Source organism: Mesorhizobium sp. NBSH29 (assembly GCF_015500055.1).
Classification (GTDB): Bacteria; Pseudomonadota; Alphaproteobacteria; order Rhizobiales; family Rhizobiaceae; genus Neomesorhizobium.
In genome coordinates this window covers 3,336,775-3,360,646 of sequence record NZ_CP045492.1, presented here as the reverse complement: position 1 = coordinate 3,360,646, position 23,872 = coordinate 3,336,775, and the positions used below count along the sequence as shown (strand labels likewise).

General features: G+C 58.4%; 20 protein-coding genes. 15 read left to right on the top strand and 5 right to left on the bottom strand.

From position 1 onward, the window contains the following. The first annotated feature begins 118 nt into the window (after positions 1-118). From GA830_RS16595 to GA830_RS16550, 10 genes are all read left to right on the top strand, one after another. Positions 119-1,045 (top strand): D-alanine--D-alanine ligase, encoded by a 927-nt coding sequence (locus GA830_RS16595; RefSeq protein WP_195162881.1) that lies wholly within the window; start codon positions 119-121, stop codon positions 1,043-1,045. Continuing rightward, complete coding sequence (locus tag GA830_RS16590) at positions 1,033-1,959, top strand: cell division protein FtsQ/DivIB (protein ID WP_308460455.1); 927 nt, start codon at positions 1,033-1,035, stop codon at positions 1,957-1,959. The genes GA830_RS16595 and GA830_RS16590 overlap by 13 nt, the downstream gene beginning before the upstream one ends. Then, the gene (ftsA, locus tag GA830_RS16585; RefSeq protein WP_195162880.1) at positions 1,956-3,266 is read left to right on the top strand and encodes a cell division protein FtsA; all 1,311 of its coding nucleotides are present in this window, start codon (positions 1,956-1,958) and stop codon (positions 3,264-3,266) included. The genes GA830_RS16590 and ftsA overlap by 4 nt, the downstream gene beginning before the upstream one ends. A gap of 72 nt (positions 3,267-3,338) precedes the next feature. Continuing rightward, on the top strand, positions 3,339-5,000 hold the full coding sequence (ftsZ, locus tag GA830_RS16580; protein ID WP_195162879.1) for a cell division protein FtsZ: 1,662 nt from the start codon (positions 3,339-3,341) through the stop codon (positions 4,998-5,000). Positions 5,001-5,257: 257 nt separating this feature from the next. Further along, a complete protein-coding gene (gene lpxC, locus GA830_RS16575) occupies positions 5,258-6,208 on the top strand; it encodes a UDP-3-O-acyl-N-acetylglucosamine deacetylase (protein ID WP_195162878.1) in 951 nt (316 codons plus the stop codon). A 205-nt stretch (positions 6,209-6,413) separates the two neighbouring features. After that, the gene (locus tag GA830_RS16570) at positions 6,414-7,280 is read left to right on the top strand and encodes an outer membrane protein assembly factor BamD (protein WP_195162877.1); all 867 of its coding nucleotides are present in this window, start codon (positions 6,414-6,416) and stop codon (positions 7,278-7,280) included. 11 nt (positions 7,281-7,291) lie between these two features. Further along, the gene (gene recN / locus GA830_RS16565) at positions 7,292-8,965 is read left to right on the top strand and encodes a DNA repair protein RecN (RefSeq protein WP_195162876.1); all 1,674 of its coding nucleotides are present in this window, start codon (positions 7,292-7,294) and stop codon (positions 8,963-8,965) included. Positions 8,966-9,018: 53 nt separating this feature from the next. Beyond that, a complete protein-coding gene (ligA, locus tag GA830_RS16560) occupies positions 9,019-11,181 on the top strand; it encodes an NAD-dependent DNA ligase LigA (protein ID WP_195162875.1) in 2,163 nt (720 codons plus the stop codon). Positions 11,182-11,282: 101 nt separating this feature from the next. Further along, positions 11,283-12,017 carry an AzlC family ABC transporter permease gene (locus tag GA830_RS16555; RefSeq protein WP_195162874.1) on the top strand — a complete coding sequence of 245 codons (735 nt, stop codon included), beginning with the start codon at positions 11,283-11,285 and terminating at the stop codon, positions 12,015-12,017. Beyond that, on the top strand, positions 12,014-12,307 hold the full coding sequence (locus GA830_RS16550; RefSeq protein WP_195162873.1) for an AzlD family protein: 294 nt from the start codon (positions 12,014-12,016) through the stop codon (positions 12,305-12,307). Before GA830_RS16555 ends, GA830_RS16550 begins: the two co-directional genes overlap by 4 nt. 3 nt (positions 12,308-12,310) lie before the next feature. Here GA830_RS16550 and GA830_RS16545 read toward each other — a convergent pair whose 3' ends face one another. Beyond that, positions 12,311-14,137 carry an aminopeptidase P family protein gene (locus tag GA830_RS16545; RefSeq protein WP_195162872.1) on the bottom strand — a complete coding sequence of 609 codons (1,827 nt, stop codon included), beginning with the start codon at positions 14,135-14,137 and terminating at the stop codon, positions 12,311-12,313. Positions 14,138-14,366: 229 nt separating this feature from the next. On the opposite strand from GA830_RS16545, the gene GA830_RS16540 reads away from it, so the two are divergent. Further along, entirely contained in the window at positions 14,367-14,546 is a 180-nt protein-coding gene (locus GA830_RS16540; RefSeq protein WP_195162871.1) for a hypothetical protein, read from the top strand. A gap of 56 nt (positions 14,547-14,602) precedes the next feature. Here GA830_RS16540 and GA830_RS16535 read toward each other — a convergent pair whose 3' ends face one another. Then, positions 14,603-15,484 carry a 50S ribosomal protein L11 methyltransferase gene (locus GA830_RS16535; protein ID WP_195162870.1) on the bottom strand — a complete coding sequence of 294 codons (882 nt, stop codon included), beginning with the start codon at positions 15,482-15,484 and terminating at the stop codon, positions 14,603-14,605. Positions 15,485-15,497: 13 nt separating this feature from the next. Then, positions 15,498-16,079, bottom strand: coding sequence for an SCO family protein (locus GA830_RS16530; RefSeq protein ID WP_195162869.1), 582 nt, complete (start codon positions 16,077-16,079; stop codon positions 15,498-15,500). 342 nt (positions 16,080-16,421) lie between these two features. On the opposite strand from GA830_RS16530, the gene GA830_RS16525 reads away from it, so the two are divergent. The 3 genes from GA830_RS16525 to GA830_RS16515 all read left to right on the top strand — a co-directional run bounded on the left by GA830_RS16525 (position 16,422) and on the right by GA830_RS16515 (position 18,293). After that, positions 16,422-16,916, top strand: coding sequence for a CreA family protein (locus GA830_RS16525; RefSeq protein WP_195162868.1), 495 nt, complete (start codon positions 16,422-16,424; stop codon positions 16,914-16,916). 55 nt (positions 16,917-16,971) lie between these two features. After that, complete coding sequence (locus GA830_RS16520; protein WP_195162867.1) at positions 16,972-17,625, top strand: DapH/DapD/GlmU-related protein; 654 nt, start codon at positions 16,972-16,974, stop codon at positions 17,623-17,625. Positions 17,626-17,825: 200 nt separating this feature from the next. Continuing rightward, positions 17,826-18,293 (top strand): low affinity iron permease family protein, encoded by a 468-nt coding sequence (locus GA830_RS16515; RefSeq protein ID WP_195162866.1) that lies wholly within the window; start codon positions 17,826-17,828, stop codon positions 18,291-18,293. Positions 18,294-18,308: 15 nt separating this feature from the next. Here GA830_RS16515 and GA830_RS16510 read toward each other — a convergent pair whose 3' ends face one another. Further along, the gene (locus GA830_RS16510; protein ID WP_195162865.1) at positions 18,309-18,521 is read right to left on the bottom strand and encodes an alkylphosphonate utilization protein; all 213 of its coding nucleotides are present in this window, start codon (positions 18,519-18,521) and stop codon (positions 18,309-18,311) included. 63 nt (positions 18,522-18,584) lie between these two features. Continuing rightward, positions 18,585-21,230, bottom strand: coding sequence for an ATP-dependent helicase (locus GA830_RS16505; protein ID WP_195162864.1), 2,646 nt, complete (start codon positions 21,228-21,230; stop codon positions 18,585-18,587). 282 nt (positions 21,231-21,512) lie between these two features. Between GA830_RS16505 and GA830_RS16500 the strand changes: the two genes are divergently transcribed. Further along, positions 21,513-23,831, top strand: coding sequence for a glucose/quinate/shikimate family membrane-bound PQQ-dependent dehydrogenase (locus GA830_RS16500; RefSeq protein ID WP_195162863.1), 2,319 nt, complete (start codon positions 21,513-21,515; stop codon positions 23,829-23,831). The last annotated feature ends 41 nt before the right edge of the window (positions 23,832-23,872 follow it).

The following is a 23,872-nucleotide window of genomic DNA, read 5'->3' as shown; positions in this document are numbered from 1 at the left end:
GTTTCCTGATTTGAGTCGCATTTGTGTCCACGGTGTTCGGTCTGGGGGTCGACCGGCCGGAGGACTCGGACTCGTTTGACGGAAGACTGCATGGACGTGCTGAGAGGATATGGGGAAGATGACCAAGAAACACGTAGCGGTCTTGTTTGGCGGGTTCTCGTCAGAGCGGCCGGTTTCGCTGTCGTCAGGAAATTCCTGTGCAGATGCTTTGGAGGCGGAGGGCTACCGGGTTACTCGGGTCGATGTTGATCGCAACATTGGCCAGGTATTAGCCGAGTTGAAGCCGGATGTGGTTTTTAACGCGCTGCACGGCCCCTTTGGCGAGGATGGTACGGTGCAGGGTATCCTAGAATACCTTGGTCTCCCATATACACATTCGGGTGTGCTTTCCTCAGCGCTTGCGATGAACAAGCAGCAAGCCAAGAGAGTCGCTAAATCGGTTGGTATTCCTGTTGCCGAAGCAAAAGTGATGAGCCGCTTCGATATTGGTAGCAAGCATCCCCTGAAGCCGCCTTATGTGGTCAAGCCTGTTGCCGAAGGTTCGAGCTTCGGTGTGGTGATGGTTAAGGAGGATCAGGCGCATCCGCCGCAAATCATAGGCTCTGATGCGTGGCGCTACGGAGATGTCGTGATGGTCGAGCGTTATGTTTATGGCCGTGAGTTCACCTGCGCAGTGATGGGCGATGTGGCTCTTGGCATCGCTGAGATCATCCCAGTTGGTCATGCATTCTACGATTATGATTCAAAATACGTTGCGGGGGGCTCAAAACACGAATGCCCGGCAAAAATTTCACCAAATATTTACCAAAAAATACAGACACTAGCACTTAAGGCGCACCAAGCTATGGGCTGTCGGGGGGTCTCCCGATCTGACTTCCGCTACGACGACCGCCATTCTGAAAATGGCGAGATTATCTGGCTCGAAGTCAATACGCAGCCCGGCATGACGCCGACATCGTTGGTCCCTGAGATTGCGATGGCGGCGGGACATTCGTTTGGTGCGCTGTTGAGCTGGATGGTGGAGGACGCTTCTTGTTTGCGTTGAGGTTTGGACAGGTCAGCACAAAGAGTGGCGCCAGGCAGCTTCCTGCCTGGCTGTCGGACGGATTTGTGCTGCCGCGCTGGTTGCGCAAGCCTGCCCGTGCTCTGTCGCGTGCCTATGAGGGCGATTATGCCGTGCCGCCGTTTGCGGCGACCGGATTATCGGCGCTCTGCATAGGTGCGTTTTCGATCTATGGCGCATTCCTCGGCGGACACATGCCGCAAGTGATTCAGGCGGTTGCCGCGCGCACCGGGTTTGCAGTCGACCAGGTTCGGATCGTTGGACATCGCCAGACTTCGGAAATCGATGTGTTGCAGGAGCTGGGGCTGGATGGTTGGACCTCGCTAATCGGGTTTGATGCCGAGCACGCACGTCAGCGCGTGGCAACCTTGCCCTGGGTGCAGACGGCCGCGATCCGCAAAGTTTATCCCGACGAAATTGAAATCAGCATCGACGAGCGCAGACCGTTCGCCGTCTGGCAGCATGGCAGCGAACTCGTCGTCATCGAAGAGAATGGCAATGTGATTGCACCCTTTGCTTCTTCACGCGATGCTGAATTGCCATTGGTTATCGGCCTTGGTGCTTCGGAAGACGCCGCCGGATTTGTCAAGCTGATGCAGGGCTATCCAGCGCTTGCGTCCCGGTCGCGTGGGTATATCCGCGTTGGCGAGCGACGCTGGGACGTCAGGCTTGACAACGGCGTGACAATCAAACTGCCTGAGCGCGGCGAACGCGAGGCTATCGAACAGATACTGGCCATGGACGAGCAGGACGCCGTCTTGTCGAGCGATATCGTGGCAATCGACATGCGCTTTGATGACCGGCTCGTTGTTCAACTGACACCAGAGGCCCTTGAGCGTCGCAATGCGTCGCTTGATAGCAAGGGCAAGCCCAAAAAGACGGAGCGGCGCATATGAGCTGGCTCGGGGTTGGCGGCGATGCAGCCGCGCGGCGCTCCGGCATCGTCACCGTGCTTGATGTTGGGTCGAGCAAGGTGTGCTGCATCGTGGCACGCATGAAACCTGCCGAGCCAAGCCAGCAGCTGCGTGGACGCACCCACAAGGCGCAGGTAATCGGTATTGGCCACCAGAAATCCCAAGGAGTCAAATCCGGTGTGATCGTAGATCTCGATCGTGCCGAACAGGCAATCAGGCTGGCGGTCGACGCGGCCGAACGGATGGCCGGGCTGACGGTGGACTCGCTGATTGTCAACATCAGTGCCGGGCGCCTGAAAAGCGAGAATTTTTGTGCGACCGTCAATCTTGGTGGGCACGAAGCCGACGAGGCAGATATCAGACGCGTGTTGGGTGCCGGGGCTAAACAAGCGCTGAAAGCTGAACGCGAAGTTGTTCACTCCCTTCCAACCGGCTACTCTCTTGATGCCGAGCGCGGCGTGCGTGATCCGCGCGGGATGGTCGGCGACATGCTTGGCGTCGACATGCATGTGCTGACTGGTGATGCGGCACCGCTGCGTAACCTCGAGCTTTGCATCAACCGCTCGCATCTTTCGGTCGAGCGCATGGTGGCGACGCCTTATGCCAGCGGGCTTGCAGCTCTTGTTGATGATGAACTGGAGATGGGCGCAGCCTGCATCGACATGGGTGGCGGTACCACCACCATATCGGTTTTTGCCGATGGCAAGTTTGCTTATGCCGATGCCATTGCGGTGGGCGGCAATCATGTGACGCTCGATCTGGCCAAGGGTCTCTCGACGCGGCTGGACGATGCCGAGCGCCTGAAAGTTATGCATGGATCGGCGCTGCCCGGTAGCGCTGACGACCGCGATGTCGTCTCGATCCAACCGATGGGCACTGATGATGGCGAAGTGGCGATGCAGATCCCGCGCTCGGTGATGACGCGCATTATCCGCGCCCGTATCGAGGAAACACTGGAGTTGCTGCGCGACCGGCTGAACCAGTCTGGCTATGGCAATGCGGTCGGCAAGCGGGTCGTTTTGACAGGTGGTGCCAGTCAGTTGGCGGGTCTACCCGAAGCCGCGCGGCGTATTCTTGGGCGCAATGTGCGCATTGGACGCCCGTTGGGTGTCGGCGGCTTGCCAGAAGCTGCCAAGGGGCCAGCGTTTGCGACGTCGGTCGGGCTATTGATTTACCCCCAGGTTGCCGGGCTGGAGAACATCCAGGCGCGTGGCGGAATGCGCATGAAGATGACTGGTACCGGTGGCACGTTCCATCGGATGGGCCAGTGGTTGCGTGACAGTTTCTAGTACCAGTTCGGGGAAATCCCCCAAGACATACGCCGCGGGGCGAGGCGGCAGGAAAGGCAAAGGACCAGGACAATGACGATCAATCTGCAAAAGCCGGACATTACCGAGCTCAAGCCGCGGATCACCGTATTTGGTGTCGGCGGCGGCGGCGGCAACGCTGTCAACAACATGATCACGGCGGGTTTGCGTGGTGTCGAGTTTGTCGTTGCCAATACCGACGCGCAGGCGCTAACGATTTCGAAGGCTGAACGTCTCATACAGCTTGGCGCGCACGTCACAGAAGGCCTGGGTGCCGGGTCGCAGCCGGAAGTCGGCCGTGCAGCTGCTGAAGAATGTATCGATGAAATCATCGACCACCTGTCGAACACCCATATGTGCTTCGTAACTGCGGGCATGGGCGGAGGCACCGGCACCGGTGCGGCTCCGGTGGTTGCGCGTGCGGCCCGTGAAAAGGGCATTTTGACGGTTGGTGTTGTGACCAAGCCGTTCCACTTCGAAGGCCAGCGCCGGATGAAGACGGCGGACCTCGGTATCGAGGAGCTGCAGAAGAACGTTGATACGCTGATCGTCATTCCGAACCAGAATCTGTTCCGCATTGCTAATGACAAGACCACCTTTGCTGATGCCTTCGCGATGGCCGACCAGGTGCTCTATTCCGGCGTTGCCTGCATCACCGACCTGATGGTCAAGGAAGGTCTGATCAATCTTGACTTCGCCGACGTTCGTTCGGTGATGCGCGAGATGGGCAAAGCCATGATGGGGACTGGCGAGGCGTCCGGAGAGGGTCGTGCAATGGCCGCTGCCGAGGCTGCGATTGCCAATCCGCTGCTCGACGAAACTTCGATGAAGGGCGCGCGCGGCCTGTTGATTTCTATCACCGGCGGTCGCGACCTGACACTGTTCGAAGTTGACGAAGCGGCAACGCGTATTCGCGAGGAAGTCGACCAGGAAGCCAACATCATTCTGGGCGCCACCTTCGATGAAAATCTTGAAGGCGTTATCCGCGTGTCGGTTGTTGCTACCGGCATCGACAAATCGGCGCTGGAAATGTCTGCTTCGCCGCTGACCATTCGTCCCGCCGCAAAGCAGCCACAGACCCAGCCACAACCGGCGCCTCGAGCTGTAGAGATACGCTCGGCACCAGAGCCTATCCGTCCGATTCGCGCCGCCGATCCAGTTGCCGATGCCATTCGCGCCGCAGAGCATAACGCAGCCGAATTGGCACAAGCGCGTCCGGCAGCGCAGCCGGTCGACGACGGCTTCCGTCCACAAAGCAAGCTGTTCCAGCCGGTGCCCGGTGCGGAACCGGTACAGCAGGTACCGCAAATGCGGGAACCAGCGCCGCAAATGCGTGAACCGCAGCTCGCTCCCGTTGCACGGATGCCGCGCGTCGAGGAGTTTCAGCAGGTCGTCAAGGCTGAACTGGAAGCAGTTCACCGCCCTGTCACGAACCATGAGGACCGTGGTCCGATGGGTCTGCTCAAGCGCCTGACCAATGGCCTGGCTTCGCGCCGTGAAGAAGAACCCGCACGTCTGCAGCCAGCACAGCCGCGTGAGCCAAAACTGCGCCAGCCGGCACCGGAAGCGCGCCGCGTCGCCACGCAGGACCCGCAGCTCTATGCTCCGCGTCGCGGCCAGCTCGACGATCAGGGACGGATCACGCCGCAGCCCAGGGCGGTGCAGGAGGACGATCAGCTGGAGATTCCGGCATTCCTTCGCCGGCAGGCCAACTGATCCGTTAACGGTTCGTAACATTCTTTAACAGGCGGGAGTTCCAACTCCCGCCTGCTTTCACTTTAAATGCAGTCGTTTCAAAGGCTTGTTCGTGCGAATAGTTCAAACGCAGGTGATTTCACGGGTTAAAAAACCGTGATTTGGAGACTCGCCCGGTCCCGCCTATCTTCGCGCCAGCTAATTTCGTCCTGAGCGGTTCTCCGTGAGACGAGAACGCGACTGTGGGCAGGCAGCATAGCGGCCATTCAAGGTGCCGTATGGGGATTATTTTGCACGATTACCAAACGACCATTAAATCGCGTTTCAGCCTGTCGGGCATTGGCGTTCACAGTGGTAAACCCGTGAGCGTGCATTTTAATCCGGCGGATGCTGATACGGGGATTGTGTTCCATTGCCTCAGTGTTGATGGTCCGGACAATGAAATTCCGGCGCTAGTTTCCGAAGTTGGTGGTACCGATCTGAGTACTATTCTTGGCGATCCTTCCAAACACCATGTCGCCACCGTGGAACATCTCATGGCTACGGTGTTTGCGCTTGGGATCGACAATGTTGCAATTGACATTGATGGATCGGAGGTTCCCATCCTCGACGGCAGCGCGGCGATGTTCGTAGCGGCTTTCGATCAGGCGGGCATTGACGTTTTGGCATCGAAGCGCCGGTTTATCCGGATCGTAAAGCCAGTCAGGGTGGAGAATGGCGCATCCTGGGCTGAGTTTCGGCCTTATGATGGTACGCGCTTCGAGGTGGAAATCGATTTCGAGAGCCCGGCCATTGGGCGCCAGTCATTTGCGGGCGAACTGAGCGCCGATCTGTTTCGCAATGAGATTTGCCGGGCGCGCACCTTTGGCTTCATGAAAGACGTGGAACGGCTGTGGGCTGCAGGTTATGCGCTTGGTTCCTCGCTCGAGAATTCGCTGGTCATCGGCGATGATCACCGCATTATCAATATGGACGGTCTGCGCTACCCGGATGAATTCGTGCGCCACAAGACGCTTGATGCCATGGGCGATCTGGCGCTTGCCGGGGCACGCTTTATCGGATGCTTCCGGTCGTATCGAGGCGGCCACCGGTTGAATGCCTCGGCATTGCGAGCTGTGCTTTGCGATACCGCGAACTTCGAGATTGTTGAGACGACCCGGAGCAGGCGGGGCAGGGCTGCGGAGATGACCGCTATAGGTATGCCTACCTACGCGCCCTGGATGATCTGATTCGAAGCCTTTTCAGGTAGTTGTCCCTCCTTCGAGCGAAGAGCGTGGGAATGTGACCATCGGACCCGTTAAAGGTGAAGGCGGTGTCGTTGCGCCACAAAAATGCGCCATTGAGGCGGCATAGCGTTGCCGATGACGGGCAGTTGTGATTAATGGCTCGCCCAAGCCTTCCTTTTCTACGACGCCAGAAGGGCGAACATTGATCATGTTTTTTGTACGAGCAGCGCAGTCGGCGCGACGGTCCGGGATCGCCTTGGCACTTCTTCCGGTTATCGGTGCGCCTCTACTCCTTTCGGCATGTGCATCGGATCAGGATGTAGATCTCGCGACCTATGTTGAGCAGACGGATCCTGCGGACGTGCTCTACAATCAGGGCCTGGCAAACATGAACGCTGGGCGGCTTGGCGAGGCCAGCAAGAAGTTTAAATCGATCGACCGGCAGCACCCCTATTCGGAATATGGTCGCAAGGCGCTAGTGATGGGTGCCTTCGCCGATTACAGGCAGGGCAATTACGACGACGCCATCAACGCCGGCAAGCGCTACGTCCAGCTTTACCCGACCGATTCTGACGCTGCGTATGCGCAGTATATTGTTGGGCTGAGCTATTTCCGGCAGATCCGCGATGTGACGCAGGATCAGAAAGAATCGCGCCGAGCCATTGAGGCAATGCAGGAAGTGGTCGAGCGCTGGCCCGATTCCTCCTATGTCGAGGATGCCAAAGCCAAAATAAGGTTTGCCCGCGACCAGTTGGCCGGCAAGGAGATGCAGATCGGCCGCTACTATCTGGAACGACGCGAATATATCGCTTCGGTGAAACGGTTCCGCTATGTGGTGGAGAACTATTCCAACACACGCCATGTCGAGGAGGCGCTTTCGCGCCTGACGGAAGCCTATTATGCGATGGGGTTGACCTCAGAAGCGCAGACGGCAGCAGCAGTGCTTGGGCATAATTATCCAGACAGCCAATGGTACAAGGATTCCTACAAGCTCCTACAGACCGGTGGGCTTGAGCCGCGCGACAACTCCGGCTCGTGGATTTCCAAGGCCGGGAAGCTGATCACCGGCGCCTGATGTAGGCATCAATGCTTTCCCAACTGTCGATCCGCGATATTGTACTGATCGAACGGCTGGACATCAATTTTTCCGCCGGGCTCTCGGTGCTGACCGGCGAAACGGGTGCCGGCAAATCGATCCTGCTGGATGCCCTGTCGCTGGCGCTTGGCGCGCGCGGCGACGCGTCGCTGGTACGCCATGGCGCCAGCCAAGGGCAGGTGACGGCGGTGTTCGACGTTCCTGGCAGTCACGCCGTGCGTGTTATTTTGCGCGACAACGCGATCGACGATGATGGCGATGTCATTTTGAGGCGCGTGCAGACGACTGACGGACGCACCCGGGTTTTCGTCAACGATCAGCCGACCAGCGTGGCACTAATGCGTGAGATCGGGCGCGCGTTAGTGGAAATCCATGGACAGCATGATGACCGCGCGTTGGTCGACGCGGCCGCGCATCGCGACCTTCTGGACGCCTTCGGCGGCCATGGCGGAGACGTGCGGGCTACTGCTGAGGCATGGAAGATCTATCGAAGCGCGGATCAGGAACTGGCGCGCCACAAAGCCCGCGTCGAGGCTGCCGCGCGAGAGGCAGATTTTTTGCGCGCTTCTGTTGCCGAGCTTTCGCATCTTGACCCGCAGCCAGGCGAGGAAACCGAGCTTTCCGAGCAGCGCTCTACTATGATGAGGGCGGAAAAAGTCGCCGCCGATATTCAGGACGCGCAAGATATCCTCTCCGGCCCCAATGCACCGTCGCCGCTATTGGCGAGCCTTTTGCGCCGCCTTCAACGCAAGGCTAGCGAAGCGCCGGGCTTTCTTGAGGATGTGGTGAAGTCGCTTGACGATGCTCTTGTGTCGCTAGATGCCGCGCAATCGGGTGTCGAGGCGGCCCTGAGGGCGACTGAATTCGATCCGCGGAAGCTGGAGAGTTCGGAAGAGCGATTGTTTGCGCTGCGCGCTGCTGGACGCAAGCATTCGGTAAGCGTCGATGATCTGGCTGAGCTGCGTGACAAGATGGCAGCGGATCTGGCCGACCTCGATGCGGGGGAGGAACGCCTCCTGGCACTGGAAAAGCAAGCGGTGGCGGCGCGTGCGACCTATGATGCAGCAGCCGCAGCCCTCTCGGAAGAACGCAAGACCGCGTCTTTTCACCTGCAGCGCGCGGTGATGGCCGAATTGCCGGCGCTCAAACTTGAGCGAGCCGAGTTCATCGTTGAGCTCACCAGCGAATGGCAAAACCGCACGCAGCACGGGATTGATGAAGTCGAATACTGGGTTCGTACCAATCCCGGGACGCGAGCGGGTCCGATGATGAAGGTCGCGTCGGGCGGTGAGCTTTCGCGTTTTCTGCTCGCGCTCAAAGTGGCGCTAGCTGATCGCGGCTCGGCGCCAACGCTGGTGTTTGACGAGATAGATACCGGTGTTGGTGGTGCGGTTGCGGATGCCATCGGGCAACGGCTGGCTCGGCTGTCGGAAGGCGTTCAGGTTCTATCAGTAACACATGCGCCACAGGTGGCCGCCCGCGCGCATACGCATTACCTTATCTCCAAAACGGGTTGCGCTGAAAGTGTCTCGACCGGCATTGCCGCGATGGACCGCAGCGCCCGTCAGGAGGAAATAGCACGGATGTTGGCTGGCGCTACGATTACAGACGAAGCGCGCGCGGCAGCCGAGCGGTTGCTGGCTGAAAACGCGCACGCGTCGTGATGTGCTTTGCAGCCGATTTATTCTAGCCTGTCAAAAATGCGGATATGCCGACCATGCCCTCCCGTTCCTCCAAGCCTGTTGACAAACTGACAACTGATGAGGCGCAGGCTTCGCTAGCTGAACTTGCGGCTGAGATCGTCGCGCATGATCGCCGCTACCATAGCGAAGACAAGCCAATCATCAGCGATGGTGACTACGATGCGTTACGGGTCCGCAACGCCGAGATCGAGGCAAAGTTTCCCGAGTTAGTACGGGCGGACTCGCCCTCGCGTTCGGTGGGCGCCGCGCCGTCGGGCACGTTCAGCCAAGTTCAGCACGCAAAGCCGATGCTGTCGCTCGACAATGCGTTTGCCGATGCGGACGTCGCCGATTTTGTCGCAAGCGTGCGTCGTTTCCTCGCCTGGCCTGCTGACCAGCCGCTGGTCTTTACGGCGGAACCAAAGATCGACGGGTTGTCGATGTCGTTGCGGTACGAGAACCGCAAGCTGGTGACAGCGGCCACGCGGGGAGATGGCTCGACCGGCGAAAATGTCACCGCTAACATCCGCACCATCGGCGAGATACCCGAACGCCTGCCAGACGATGCGCCAGACATCGTGGAGGTACGCGGTGAGGTTTACATGCGCCGCGATGATTTTTTTGCGCTCAACCAGCGCATGGCAGAAACCGGACAGAATTTCGCCAATCCGCGCAATTCTGCTGCCGGCAGCCTTCGCCAGAAAGATTCCGCGGTCACCAAGTCGCGGCCGCTGAAATTCTTTGCCTATGCCTGGGGTGAAACGAGTGAACCGCTTGGTGAGACCCAATTTGATGTGGTTCAGCTTTTTCGGCGATGGGGCTTTCCGGTCAATGAGCACATGGTGCGCTGTACGACGGTGGCTGAGATCCTGACACATTATCACGCAATCGACGCAGAGCGGGCGGCGTTGCCCTACGATATCGATGGTGCGGTCTATAAGGTTGACCAGCTTGGACTGCAGGAGCGGCTGGGCTTTCGCGCGCGCAGCCCACGCTGGGCGATAGCCCATAAGTTCGCTGCCGAGAAAGCGATCACGACATTGAACGGGATCGATATTCAGGTGGGTCGCACAGGTGCGCTAACGCCTGTCGCGAGACTGGAACCTGTGACCGTTGGCGGCGTGGTTGTTACAAACGCCACCCTCCATAACGAAGACTACATCAAGGGCCTCGGCAATAAGGGAGAACCGATCCGCGCCGAGGGGCATGATATCCGTATCGGGGATAAGGTGATTATACAGCGGGCAGGTGATGTCATCCCGCAAATTCTCGATGTCGTGATGGAAAAACGACCAGCCGATGCTGAACCCTATCGCTTCCCTAACCGGTGTCCGGTCTGTGACAGCCATGCTGTACGCGAGGAGGGTGAGGCAGTCCGCCGCTGCACTGGCGGCCTGGTCTGCCCGGCGCAGGCAGTCGAGCGGATCCGCCATTTTGTGTCGCGTAATGCGCTCGATATTGAAGGGTTGGGCGAGAAACAGATCGAGTTCTTTTTCCGCCATGACAATCCGGCGCTGAGGATACGCACACCTGCGGATATATTTACTTTGCAGACGCGCCAGTCGGGATCTCTGACGAAGCTGGAACATATTGACGGGTTTGGTGCAGTCTCGGTGCGAAAGTTGTTCGCGGCCATTGATGACCGCCGTCAGGTGCAGTTTTCCCGCTTTCTCTTCGCGCTCGGTATCCGCCACATCGGTGAAACCATTGCCAGACGTCTGGCCCGCCATTTTCTCTCCTTCGCGGCCATGCGAAAGGTGAGCCAAGATGCGAGAATGCCGGTTAGCAAAAGCGATCCGGGCAATAGTGCCTGGCAGGAGATTGTCGGTATCAACGGTATCGGCGCGATCGTTGCCGAAGCGCTAGTCGATTTCTTTGTCGAGGGACACAATAGCGACGCGCTTGACGCGCTATTGGCTGAGGTAACGCCTGTGGACGAAGAACCGGTTGCCGCAGTGTCGTCGCCGGTGGCGGGAAAAACGGTGGTCTTTACCGGCTCACTCGAAAAAATGTCACGCGACGAGGCCAAGGCTATGGCCGAGCGGCTGGGTGCCAAGGTTGCCGGTTCGGTATCGAAAAAGACCGATCTGGTGGTCGCCGGGCCAGGTGCCGGTTCCAAGATGAAACAGGCGAGCGATCTGGGCATTGAGGTGATCGATGAGGAACAATGGTTTGAACTCGTCGGGCAGGGGAGGTGAGTGCTGAACGTTTCGATCACTTCCGCTGACGCACCGCTCAATTCAATTCACATGACAGCATCAGCGCTACTTTCTAAGAACCAGTGGTTCAAGGAGATCGAATGTCTGTCCAATCCGAGTTTGAAGATACGCGCAATATCTGGCTGAGTGACTTCCGATCAGGAATGCGGGGATGTTTGCCGCTGATCGTCGCCGTCCTTCCCTTCGGCTTTCTGTTCGGTGCGTTGGCGGTAGCCAATGGATTCAGTGTTTTCGAAGCAACTTTGATGAGCGGTGCCATCTATGGAGGCGCCAGCCAGATGGTGGGGATTGAATTGTTCGGCCAAAAGATCGCGCCGTGGGTGGTGGTGCTTTCCATTTTTGCCGTCAATTTCCGCCATGTGCTTTACTCGGCAGCGCTCGGGCGCAAAATCAAGAGTTGGACGCTAGCACAGCAGGCGGTGGCATTTTTTCTGCTAACTGACCCGCAATATGCACAATCGGAGCGTCGAGACGAGTTAGGTCTACTGACCTTCGCCTGGTATCTCGGCTTTGGCTTGCCTGTATGGCTCGCATGGGTTGCTGAAGCGTGGATTGGCGCCCATTTCGCGCGGCTGGTTCCTGACCCCAACTCGCTTGGACTTGGTTTCCTCCTGCCGATCTATTTCCTCGGTCTGGTAATGGGATTTCGCAAGCGGCCATTCTGGCTGCCGGTGGTCCTCGCAAGCGCGGTCGCATCGATCCTTGCGTACCAGTTCGTCGGTTCTCCCTGGCATGTGTCGATCGGCGCAGCCGCTGGCGTGTTTTTGGCTGCGTTCGCCGCGCCTGTTAAGTCTGTGGGGGAAACACAGCTATGAGCACGGTTCTATGGATCACTATTGCAGGAGCGGTCGTTACGTATCTGGCGCGGATAGGCGGGCATCTGGTGCTCTCGCGGTTCGAGCGCATACATCCGCGCGTCGAGGCGGGCCTTGATGCGGTGCCTGCTGCCGTGTTGACGACCTTGGTGGCACCGGCCGTGCTGTCGGGCAACCCGGTAGGATTGACTGCGCTCCTTGTCGCCGGACTGGTGGCGCTGCGCTTTGGTCTCATGACGATGTTTCTCGCCGGCGTTGCCGTTCTGATCGCCGGGCGATATCTTTTTTAATGATCAGAGCGGCGCTGTCGCCGCTTCCAGCCAGGCCAGTTCCGCCCCGCCCAGCATCGGCGTGATCTCATCGGCCACGCGGGCATGATAATCGTTCAACCAGGCGCGTTCCTCTTCGTTGATAAGAACGGTCACGATCAACCGTCTGTCGATCGGCACCAGTGTCAGCGTCTCGAACCGGTGCATGGCGATGTCGCCGCCCCCAATTAACTCGGCCGGCGTCACAACGATCAGGTTTTCGAGGCGGATACCGTATTCACCCTCTTTGTAGTAGCCGGGCTCGTTGGACAGGATCATGCCCTCGAGAAGCTTCTCGGTTCCGGTTTTTGCAATGCGCTGGGGTCCCTCATGGACTGATAGATAGGATCCCACCCCATGGCCGGTTCCATGGGCAAAATCGCAGCCTGATTTCCAATGTGCGACGCGGGCAAAGGCATCGATATCCATGCCGCGGGTGCCTGCAGGAAAGCGCAGGGTCGAGATGGCGATCAGGCCCTTTAGCACCATGGTAAAACGTTGGCGCATCTCATCGCTGGGGCGGCCTACTGCCATGGTACGGGTGATATCGGTGGTTCCGTCCTGATATTGCGCGCCAGAATCGAGCAGAAACAGCGTGCCATCCTCGATCTTCCGATTGGTTTGTTGCGAAACGCGATAATGCATGATCGCGCCGTTTGGTCCGGCGCCGGCGATGGTGTCGAAGGAGACGTCACGTAACGGCATTTGCGCTTCTTCACCAACCGAGGCGCGGCTCTTCTCCAGTCGGGTTACCACCGAAATCTCGTCAAGCGAGCCGGCAGGCTGTTGGTCCAACCAGGCGAGTAGTTTGATCACGGCCACCGCGTCGCGGCGGTGGGCTGATCGGGCACCGGCAAGTTCGGCGTTGTTCTTGGTGGCGCGGGGCAGGCGGGCTGGATCAGTCGCGGAAACAACTGTTCCCCCGTTATCTTCTACCACCATGCGCAGGCGCTCGGCCGCAAGTGCGGGGTCTAGGGCCACGCGCCCGCCCGCCTTCGCAATCGCCACAAGTGCGTCGTCGAGCTCCGAAGGTGCGTGGAGGTCGGCCAATTGAGTCAGATAGGCTTCGGTCTCACGTCCAAGCTTGCGCTTGTCCATAAACAGGCGGTGCAATCCTTCAGCGGCGAGGATAGCAAAGCCAAGTGCCAGGGGCGTGTGCGGCACGTCGTTACCACGAATGTTGAAGGCCCAAGCGATGGATGACGGGTCAGTGATAACGGCATGGGTCGCGCCATCGAGGGTGATGGACGAGGCAAGCTGTACCAACTTGTCCTTGGCCAGTTGGCCTGCCAGCGCGTTGGGATGGATTGCCACGGGAGCAAGCGGAGGGCTGGGCTGGTTTGTCCATAAAATGTCGATCGGATTGCGTTCCAGCGCAACCAACGTCGCACCGACTTTCTCGCAGGCCTCTCTTAGCGCCTTCACATCACCGACCGTGTGCAGCCATGGGTCAAAACCGATGCGAGCACCCTTGCCAAGATTTTCGCTGATCCAGGCCGCTGGCGGATTGTCGATCAGGCTTTCAACGGAAAACAGCCGCATGTCCACTTCGCTGCGCACCTGCAACTGGTAGCGGCCATCGACAAAAATGAGAGCGCGCTCGCGCATAATCAGGGCAGCCCCGGCAGAGCCGGTGAAACCGGTGAGCCAACGCAGCCGCTCTGATCGGGCGGCGACGTATTCACCCTGATGCTCGTCGGAGCGGGGCACGAGGAAGCCATCCAGGCCGTTCTCGGTCAGCCAAACGCGCAAGTCAGCCACCCGGCGTGGGCCGGCGTCCGCATCGCTTTTCACGTCAAAGGTCTGAAACATTAGTGCTTTTCCTTATGGCGCGACGATTCTCAAGCGCTGCGACGGTACAGCATAGTTCGGGAAACCGAAACGGGCTCTATGGGCCAGAATGAGTTGAATCAATGCGCCATTTTTATGCTGCAGTGCAAAATGAGATGGGTGCCATGCAACATCGAGACTGGTTGAATAGGTCAGCACCCCTTACCTTCATGGCTGTGGAGGACATCGCAATTTCCACCGGAGAGATGCAATGGCTACCAAAGTTCGTGGATTTTTCGCAGGCGCCTTTCAGGCGTTCGTCACATCGCGTGAAAAGCAGGCGCAGCGTTACGTTAACGGCGCTCTTCTGATGCTCGACGATGAGACGCTGAAGGCCAATGGCTACAGCCGCTCGGAGCTCAGCAAACGACCCAACGCCTATCTGATCTAAGTTTTGCGTTAGTTTAGCGTGTCGAAAGGCAGCCTTCGTGGGCTGCCTTTTTTGTTTCAGCGCTTCAGATGCAGCGTCACCCAGCCCTCGCGGGCAAGCGTGGCCACATGCCTGAATTTCTGGCCGTTGTAGGCAGCCAGCACAGCGTTGCGCTGTCGCTCAAGAATACCCGACAGGATCAGTGATCCACCTGGGGTGAGATAGGTTGCCATCTCGGGGGCCAGCCGCATTAGCGGACGGGCCAGGATGTTTGCCACGATCATGTCAAATGGCGCCCATTTTGCAAAAACCGGGTGGTGGAAGCCGGTCGCGGTTTTCGTCTCTACGAAAGCGCCCGCATGGTTCAGCCGGACGTTGGCCACCGCTACTTTTGTCGCCACGGGGTCGATGTCGGTGGCAAGCACTGGGATGCGCGCCATCTTGGCCAACCCGATAGCCAGTACGGCGCTGCCAGTGCCCAGATCAAGCGCATTTCGGGGACGTTCGCGCCCCGCTACGCGCCAGATCATGTCGAGGCAGCCCGACGTGGTGCCGTGGTGACCGGTACCGAAGGCAAGCCCAGCTTCGATTTCGATGGGAAGGTCACCAATGCGCCGCTTGGCACGGTCATGTGAGCCATGGACGAAAAAGCGACCGGCGCGTACTGGTTTCAACCCCTCCAGTGAGGCTGCAACCCAGTCTGTGTCGGGCAATTTCTCGCGGGTAAGCGGGTCTGACAGGATCGTATCGCCCAAAATCCTGGTGATACGATCTTCAACGACATCAAGGTTGCCATCAGCATAGAGCTCGACCTCATCGATATCGGCTTCCTCGTTGATCTCACGGATAGCGAGCGGAAAACCGTCGTCTTCAAATTCGGTCTCCAACAAGACAAAGAGGCGCGTCGCATCGGCGCGTGAGGCGCGGCAGTAGAAACGGGTCTGAGTCGTGTCAGTCATTGCGATGCGCCCGTCAGTTTTTCGTATTCAGCCGCTTCAGCTTGGCGATCGCGTTGTCGGGGTTTTCGCCATAGGCGATGGTACCGGCAAAATCACCTCCGTTGCCCAGCAATAGGACTGAGGCGGTGTGATCCATTGTGTAATCCTCACCCTCAAGCGGAATCTTCTTGGAATAGATGCCAAAAGATTTAGCCATCGCTGCGACTTTTTCAGGGTCGCCGGTAATGCCGGTGATGCGGTTGGAAACGTTGGAGACGTAGTTTTTCATGAGGTCTACAGTATCGCGCTCAGGGTCGACGGTGACAAAATAGGCGCGAATATTCTTGCCGTCATTGCCCAGCGTTTTGAGCCAACCGTCGAGTTCGAAAAGCGTCGTCGGACAAATCTCGGGACAATGTGTGAAGCCGAAAAACAGCGCTGTCGGCTGGCTGCGGAACGCTGCTTCAGTAATCTTTTCGCCGCTCTGGTCCACCAGTTCAAACGGCGCACCGTAAGGCTGCCCTTTGCCGTGGGTCTGGCTGTACCACTGGTAGGTCAAAAACCCGATGCCGGCCGCCATGAGAACAATTATGCCGATAAGAATGGAGCGCATCATGGGAAAATCCGGTGTTGAAACGGAAAGGGGCAGTGCTCGTCTAAAAGCACCAGGACAGGCCAGTCTCGGCCATGCTGAGAAACATCGCTGCGCCGTTTTCAATCCAAGCGGCGAACACGACGCCGGTTGCCGCGCCCAACGTTAGAAGGGTTACTGCAAGGAGGGCGGCGCGGGATCCAATGGGTTGCGACGTTTTCATTCTGCTCACAATAGCGCGTTTGGCCGGCGCTGGGGAAGACGCGATGTTGCCGCGCCTCGTTCATATTCGAGGCCTGCGCTTGCATATCAAACACACTGCCCCATTTGAGCCGGAACGAATTCTTTTCGCCCAGGAGACCTCCCATGTTCCGACTTTATGCATTCGCCACCTGTACGCTTCTAGCAGCGGCCTCAATAGTGGTGCCCGCCGCTGCCGAACGGGTTGGTGAAGTCGGCGTTGACTGGTTTGGCAACGACATCATCGTTGAGGCTGTTAAGGACCCGGAGGTGGAGGGCGTGACCTGCCATCTCTCCTATTTTGAGCGCGGAGTGATCGACCGTTTGCAGAAGGGTAACTGGTTCGAGGATCCGTCCAATACCGCGATTTCCTGCCAGCAGACTGGGCCTATCAAGATCGGTGAAATCGATCTTGGGGAAGGCGGAGAGGAAGTTTTTAAGCAGGGCATCAGCCTGTTCTGGAAAAAGCAGGTGGTGAACCGCATTTATGACAAAGCCAACAATACGCTGGTCTACCTGTCGCACTCGCGCCAAGTGCAGGACGGTTCGGCCAAGATGGCTATCTCCACAGTGCCGCTTTACGGCCAGCAGGTCGAATGGGTAAGTGGCAAACCTGAATAGGTTGTGTCGCCTGCAGCCGCTTGCCCGGCTGGTGCTTGCGGCGTAAAGCGCGACGATGGATGAAAATCTTCGCTTCACTGCGCCAGCGCCGCGCATCCACCCGACAGCGGAGCTGAAAGGCTGCCAGCTTGGGCGCTATACGGCAATTGGCGAGCGTGTGGTGCTGCGCGAGGTGGTTGTTGGCGATTTTTCCTATTTCGAGCGCCATGCTGAGGCGATCTACTCGACAATAGGTAAGTTTTGTTCAATCGCGTCCAATACGCGGATCAATGCGCTGGAACATCCAATTGAACGCGTTTCAGGGCACAAGCTCACCTATCGTCCTAATGAATATTTCCGCTACCTCGGTGTTGATCAGGAGTTTCGGGCGCGTCGGCGTGGCAAACAGGTTTGCATTGGACACGATGTCTGGATTGGCCATGGCGCCGTGGTGATGCCAGGAATTCGCATCGGCAACGGTGCGGTAATCGGCGCCAACTCGGTGGTAACGCGCGATGTGGGTGCCTATGAGATTGTTGCTGGTGTGCCGACGAAGAAACTGCGCTTGCGGTTTGCGCCAGAGATTGTTGCACGCCTTCAAGTGCTGCAATGGTGGGATTGGTCGCTCGACATGCTGTTTAAAGCTATTCCGGACATGCAAAAGCTGCCGATTGAAGTTTTTCTCGACAGTTGGGAAGGAAAAATGAAGACCCTTCCGCCAGAGGGGTGACACGGGCGGAAGGGCCTGGGACCGCAGCTTGGGCTGTGGGCCGGAAAGGGGTGGTTGCCGGCAAGAGGGACATTATCCGAGAGGTCGAAACAATGCGCGAAGATCGACTTCAATTGCTGGTTGCGCTGGGCTGAACTGGCCTGCGGAACCGAAAGCGTCTTTGGTGATTATGGGTGAACGGTCGTATCGGGACTTCACGCATGTTCGAAAAATTCTTCACATCGGTTGCCAATAAGGTTTCCCGCGCCACGGGACGGCCGATGGCCTTTATCGTCTGCGTGGTGATCATCGTGATTTGGGCTATCAGCGGCCCAGTATTTGGCTTTTCGGACACCTGGCAGCTAATCATCAACACCGGCACGACCATCATAACTTTCCTGATGGTATTTCTGATTCAGAACACGCAGAATCGAGACGGGGCCGCGATTCAGACCAAGGTCGACGAATTGCTGCGGGTTAGCCGTGGAGACAATCTGTTTATTGGCATCGAGCATCTGACCGAGAGCGAAGTAGAGACGTTTCGGGCTAAATGCGAAACTGCGGCTCAGGACGCTGACGCACGAAAAGAAGGTCGCGCCAAGACAGCGAAGACCGGAAAGGCGAATGGCCGAAAAATCGCCCCGAAACGGAAAACTGCGGTCAAACGAAAGACAGCCGCAAAGGCGTGAGCGCGGAGGTTCGGCTCACGCCTTTTTCAAGAACTCGGTTTTTAATACAAGGCCCTTTACCTTGTCGGTGCGGCCCTCGATCTGGCCCTCGTTTCCGGTCAGGTGGATGCCGCGAATGACCGTTCCCCGCTTGAGCACGGTCGATGAGCCTCTTAGTTTCAGGTCCTTGATAATATGAACAGTGTCCCCATCGGCGAGCAGGGTTCCGTTTGAATCTCTGACGTCCATGAAAAGTCCTTTTGCGCTAATTGGCGTGCGAAAATGAGTTAGCTAATCAAGCGAAAAACGCCTTCAGGCAGGAATAACAAATCCGTCCAGCACCTTCTTCTGGCCGGCCTTGTCAAAATTGATTGTCAGTTTGTTTCCCTCGACTGACGACACATTTCCATTGCCGAATTTCTGGTGAAAGACGCGGTCGCCAACCGTGAAGGCTGATGGGCTGTCGGATACGGATTTGGCGACGAGTTCGCCATCGATCATGCGGCCTTTCACCGAGCCGCGGCCGGCGCCATAGCCTGAATCGGCTTCGCCATAGCCGATTCGCTCGACCGCGTGGCCGGAGCGCGTGCCCCAGTTGCGGTCCGTCGCTTCGGTGCGATTTTGCTGGGCCCGCTGCCAGCCCGGCGTGGAATAGGTGTTGGAAAAAGACTTATCGGTGTCGGCCCCGACATTGTCGAAGCGTGATGCGCCGTAAGGATTCTGACGCCCCGCCCGGCCAGAAGAATATGAGCCGCCATATCCGCCGTAGGAATTGTTGCTTTCAGAAACCTCGACATGCGCTTCGGGCAGTTCATCGAGGAAACGCGACGGTATCGTCGATTGCCAAAGGCCATGGATACGCCGGTTCGAGACGAACCAGAGGTGCAGATTTTTCTTGGCGCGGGTCAGGCCGACATAAGCGAGACGGCGCTCTTCCTCGAGCCCCGAGCGACCGCCTTCATCCAGCGCGCGCTGATGGGGAAACAGGCCTTCCTCCCATCCCGGCAAGAATACGGTCTCGAACTCGAGTCCTTTTGCCGAGTGCAGCGTCATGATGTTGACGGCGTCGAGCTCAGCGTTCTGCTCGGCGTCCATCACCAACGCGATATGTTCGAGGAAGGAGCGCAGGCTCTCATATTCCTCCATCGAGCGTAGGAGCTCTTTGAGGTTCTCCAGCCGCCCTGGCGCTTCGGCCGAGCGGTCGTTCTTCCACATATCGGTGTAGCCGCTTTCTTCCAGGATTGTTTCGGCAAGCTCGGTGTGGGGTGTAGTTTCAAGTGCTTTTTGCCACCGCTCGAAATTGGCAACCACCTGGCGCAGTGCGGCGCGCGGTTTTGGCTTCATCTCGTCGCTTTCGGCAAGCGCGGTAGCTGCTTCCAGCATCGGCACGCGCATAGAGCGAGCGGTGTTGTGGATCTGGCGAATCGTGGCTTCGCCCAGCCCGCGCTTGGGCACATTGACGATGCGCTCGAAGGCAAGATCATCCGCACTCTGCGCCACGACGCGGAAGAAGGCGAGTGCATCGCGAATTTCCAACCGTTCGTAAAAGCGCGGGCCACCGATCACGCGGTAGTTCAGACCAAGCGTCACAAAGCGATCTTCAAATTCGCGCATCTGGAAAGACGCGCGCACCAGAATTGCCATGTCATTGAGTTTGTGGCCGCGGCGCTCGGCAGCCTCAATTTCCTCGCCGACGGCGCGGGCTTCTTCCTCGGAATCCCAAGCTGCGTGGACATGCACCTTGTTGTCATCGTCAGCGGCAAGTTCTGTGAACAGGGTTTTGCCGAACCGGCCCTCATTGTGGGCGATCAGATGTGAGGCAGCGCCCAGAATATGTGCGGTCGACCGGTAATTGCGCTCAAGGCGAATGATCGCGGCGCCAGGGAAATCCTTGTCGAAGCGCAGAATATTGTCCACCTCCGCACCGCGCCAGCCATAGATCGACTGGTCGTCATCGCCGACGCAACAGATGTTGACTTGGTGTTGGCTCACGGGCCGTCCCGCCGCCTGCGGCGGCTGGCCCTCCGCGGGGGCGGCTTGGCCGGCCGACGTCCGGTTAGGCTTGCGTTCATCGGCCGTAACGTCACGGCTGCTTTCGGAGGCTTTGGGTCGCTGCGACAGAAGCCGCAGCCACATATATTGGGCGGTGTTGGTGTCCTGATATTCGTCGACAAGGATGTATTTGAACCGGCGGTGATATTCGGCCAGCACGTCGTGGTGTTTACGGAGGATACGGATCGGGTGGCATAGAAGATCGCCGAAGTCGCAGGCGTTCAGCGTCAGGAGCCTGTCCTGATAGGCGCGGTAGAGTTCGCGACCTTTGCCGTTGGCGAAAGCACGCGCGTCGCCTTCGGGGATTTCGTCAGGGCCGAGCCCCTTGTTCTTCCAGCCATCTACCATGTTGGCAAAGGTGCGGGGTGCCCAGCGCTTGTCGTCCAAGCCTTCGGCTTGGATCAGTTGCTTGATAAGACGGATGACATCGTCTGTGTCGAGGATGGTAAAGCTCGACTTCAGGCCGGCAAGCTCGGCGTGACGTCGTAAAAGTTTGACGCCAATCGAGTGGAACGTACCGAGCCAGGGCATGCCCTCGACCGCTTCACCAACCAGTACGCCGATGCGGCTCTTCATCTCTCGAGCAGCTTTGTTGGTAAATGTGACCGCCAAAATCTGACTCGGATAGGCGCGGCCCGTCGCTAGGATGTGGGCGATGCGGGTGGTGAGCACACGCGTCTTGCCGGTGCCCGCGCCGGCCAGCACCAGAACCGGGCCCTCTGTGGTTTCCACGGCAAGTCGCTGCTCGGGATTCAACCCTTTGAGATAGTCTGGCGGACCACCCTGGCGCGCGGCCATTGCACGCGCAGCAATGCCGCCGCCGGACGAGGCAGGGGCGGGGGATTGGCGCGGCGTGGAAGCCGTCTCGCCGAAAAACGGCATATCGTCGTCGGGAAAGCCTGACATCAGACGGGAATGTAGTGATTCGCATCTGAAAGACCAGAAAAAGCGGTGTGTAAATCACGAACGGCTGCAATGTACTACGATGTTCGCGCACAGACTGTGTTGCCCTTGCCGGTTGCGGCCCTAAGTGATCGCTTATCAATCAATCAAGACAACGTTTGACAGCTTCGATTGGTGGTCCGAAGCTGCCACCCGCGAGATTCGCCCGATTTTTTGAAGGGCGGTGATTTTCAATCGTTGAAGGCAGCCTCCACGGGCGTGGGGCAGCTCTAAAGGAGATGGATCATGGCAGTCGCACTCACTGCGTTGGTATTTGTCGTTTTCGGTCTGGCGCTTGGCGGCGGCGGCGCTTGGCTCATCGTGCTCGGCGGCAGTTGGTACTACGCGATTGCCGGGCTCGCTTTTCTTTTGACCGCCATTCTACTTTTCCAGCGACGATCCCTGGCGTTGTGGGTCTATGTCGCTCTTCTCGTCGGAACTCTGTTATGGGCACTTTCGGAAGTCGGACTGGACTGGTGGGCGCTCGGCGCGCGTGGCGGGATTGTCGTGCTGGGAGGGCTTTGGCTGCTCACCCCGTGGGTGCGTCGGCGCCTTGATGACGCTAGCGGTATGGCCGGACTTGGCCTGGCCCTTGGAGTGATCGCAGCAATCGTGGTCGCCGGCATTTCGATGACCGGTGACCCCTACGATGTTGCGGGCAGACTGCCTACCGAAAAAATCGCCGCCAATGCCGATCTGGGCGGCGAAGTGCCGGACGGCGAATGGCACTTTTATGGCCGCACTCCCTATGGCCAGCGTTACTCACCGCTGGATGAGATTACACCAGAGAATGTTTCGAAGCTTGAACTAGCCTGGACTTACCAGACCGGCGATGTGAAGCTGCCAACCGATGTGACCGAGACCACCTATCAGGTGACGCCGCTGAAAATCGGCAATTCACTTTATCTGTGCACGCCACACAATCTGGCCATTGTGATCGATGCGACGACGGGCAAAGAGCGCTGGCGTTTCGATCCGAATGTCGGGGTTCAGACACAGCGCCAGCATCAGACATGTCGCGGCGTCGCTTACTATCAAAGCAAGAGCGCGGCTGCCGGCCTGTCCTGCGCCAAGCGGGTCTATCTGCCGACCTCTGATGCACGGCTGATCGGGCTAGACGCGGACACCGGGAAGGAATGCCCTACTTTTGGCACGGCCGGAACGGTCGATCTCAACGCCAACATGCCCTACACGCCGGCAGGCTACTATTACTCCACCTCAGCGCCGCTGATCGCGGGCGGACTGATTATTGTCGGCGGTGCGGTCAACGACAATTTTTCCAACCAATCACCCTCGGGTGTTATCCGCGCTTACGATGCGGAGACGGGTGCTTTGGTGTGGAATTGGGATTCGGGCAATCCCGAGCGGACAACGCCGCTTGGTCCAGACGAAACCTATTCGGCCAACTCTCCCAATATGTGGTCCACGCCAAGTGCCGATGAAAAACTTGGGCTGCTCTACGTTCCACTCGGCAACCAGACGCCGGATCAGCTTGGCATCGACCGTAGCGAAAACGTGGAGATTTTTTCGTCTTCCATTACGGCTCTGGATCTTCGGACCGGGCAAATGCGCTGGGTGCGCCAGACCGTGCACCATGATCTTTGGGATATGGACGTGCCGGCACAGCCGAGTCTCGTCGACATTACAACTGCTAATGGCCTGGTTCCGGCGCTGGTGGGACCCACCAAGCAGGGCGACATCTATGTGCTTGATCGGCGCAGTGGTGAGCCGATCATTCCAGTCAGCGAAGTGCCGGCGCCCGGCGGCGCAATTCCGGAGGACTTTACTGCTCCGACCCAGCCGATCTCGGACCTGACATTCTCGCCACCACCGCTGAAGAGCAAGGACATGTGGGGCATCACGCTGTTTGATCAGCTTGCCTGCCGCATCGCGTTTCACAGACTGCGCTACGAGGGCCGCTACACCCCGCCGTCGTTGGAAGGAACGCTGGTCTACCCCGGGAATTTTGGCGTGTTCAACTGGGGTAGTGTGGCCGTTGATCCGGTGCGGCAGGTAATGTTTGGCATGCCAACCTATCTGGCGTTTACGTCACGACTGGTTCCCCGTGATCAGGTTCCGCCGCCAAACGACGCCAAAGCAAGCGAACAAGGGCTCAACCGAAATGAAGGTTCGCCTTACGCGGTGTTCATGGGGCCATTCCTTTCGCCGCTAGGTGTTCCCTGCCAGCAGCCTCCATGGGGGTATGTTGCGGGTGCGGATCTGCGCACTGGCAAGATCGCCTATAAACATCGTAACGGCACCATCTATGACATGACGCCGCTGCCCCTTCCGCTGAAGGTCGGCGTGCCGGGGATCGGTGGGCCGATCATCACCGCGGGTGGGGTCGCCTTCCTGGCGGCAACGGTTGATGACTATCTACGCGCCTATGATGTAACCAGCGGGACGCAGCTCTGGCAAACTCGGCTGCCTGCCGGCGGCCAGTCGACACCAATGACCTACACGGTGGAAGATGGACGGCAATTCGTGGTGATGGTCGCGGGGGGGCATGGGTCGGTTGGCACTAAGCCTGGCGACTACGTGCTGGCTTATACTCTGCCCAAATAGCGGAGCACATAAATCTTGAATGACGTATGATTTGACGCTAT

Excerpts from the sequence above, each read along its gene's own strand:
- GA830_RS16595 (WP_195162881.1), top strand. The coding sequence starts at position 119 with ATGACCAAGAAACACGTAGCGGTCTTGTTTGGCGGGTTCTCGTCAGAG.
- ftsA (WP_195162880.1), top strand. The coding sequence starts at position 1,956 with ATGAGCTGGCTCGGGGTTGGCGGCGATGCAGCCGCGCGGCGCTCCGGC.
- ftsZ (WP_195162879.1), top strand. The coding sequence starts at position 3,339 with ATGACGATCAATCTGCAAAAGCCGGACATTACCGAGCTCAAGCCGCGG.
- lpxC (WP_195162878.1), top strand. The coding sequence starts at position 5,258 with ATGGGGATTATTTTGCACGATTACCAAACGACCATTAAATCGCGTTTC.
- GA830_RS16570 (WP_195162877.1), top strand. The coding sequence starts at position 6,414 with ATGTTTTTTGTACGAGCAGCGCAGTCGGCGCGACGGTCCGGGATCGCC.
- recN (WP_195162876.1), top strand. The coding sequence starts at position 7,292 with ATGCTTTCCCAACTGTCGATCCGCGATATTGTACTGATCGAACGGCTG.
- ligA (WP_195162875.1), top strand. The coding sequence starts at position 9,019 with ATGCCCTCCCGTTCCTCCAAGCCTGTTGACAAACTGACAACTGATGAG.
- GA830_RS16555 (WP_195162874.1), top strand. The coding sequence starts at position 11,283 with ATGTCTGTCCAATCCGAGTTTGAAGATACGCGCAATATCTGGCTGAGT.
- GA830_RS16550 (WP_195162873.1), top strand. The coding sequence starts at position 12,014 with ATGAGCACGGTTCTATGGATCACTATTGCAGGAGCGGTCGTTACGTAT.
- GA830_RS16545 (WP_195162872.1), bottom strand. The coding sequence starts at position 14,137 with ATGTTTCAGACCTTTGACGTGAAAAGCGATGCGGACGCCGGCCCACGC.
- GA830_RS16540 (WP_195162871.1), top strand. The coding sequence starts at position 14,367 with ATGGCTACCAAAGTTCGTGGATTTTTCGCAGGCGCCTTTCAGGCGTTC.
- GA830_RS16535 (WP_195162870.1), bottom strand. The coding sequence starts at position 15,484 with ATGACTGACACGACTCAGACCCGTTTCTACTGCCGCGCCTCACGCGCC.
- GA830_RS16530 (WP_195162869.1), bottom strand. The coding sequence starts at position 16,079 with ATGATGCGCTCCATTCTTATCGGCATAATTGTTCTCATGGCGGCCGGC.
- GA830_RS16525 (WP_195162868.1), top strand. The coding sequence starts at position 16,422 with ATGTTCCGACTTTATGCATTCGCCACCTGTACGCTTCTAGCAGCGGCC.
- GA830_RS16520 (WP_195162867.1), top strand. The coding sequence starts at position 16,972 with ATGGATGAAAATCTTCGCTTCACTGCGCCAGCGCCGCGCATCCACCCG.
- GA830_RS16515 (WP_195162866.1), top strand. The coding sequence starts at position 17,826 with ATGTTCGAAAAATTCTTCACATCGGTTGCCAATAAGGTTTCCCGCGCC.
- GA830_RS16510 (WP_195162865.1), bottom strand. The coding sequence starts at position 18,521 with ATGGACGTCAGAGATTCAAACGGAACCCTGCTCGCCGATGGGGACACT.
- GA830_RS16505 (WP_195162864.1), bottom strand. The coding sequence starts at position 21,230 with ATGTCAGGCTTTCCCGACGACGATATGCCGTTTTTCGGCGAGACGGCT.
- GA830_RS16500 (WP_195162863.1), top strand. The coding sequence starts at position 21,513 with ATGGCAGTCGCACTCACTGCGTTGGTATTTGTCGTTTTCGGTCTGGCG.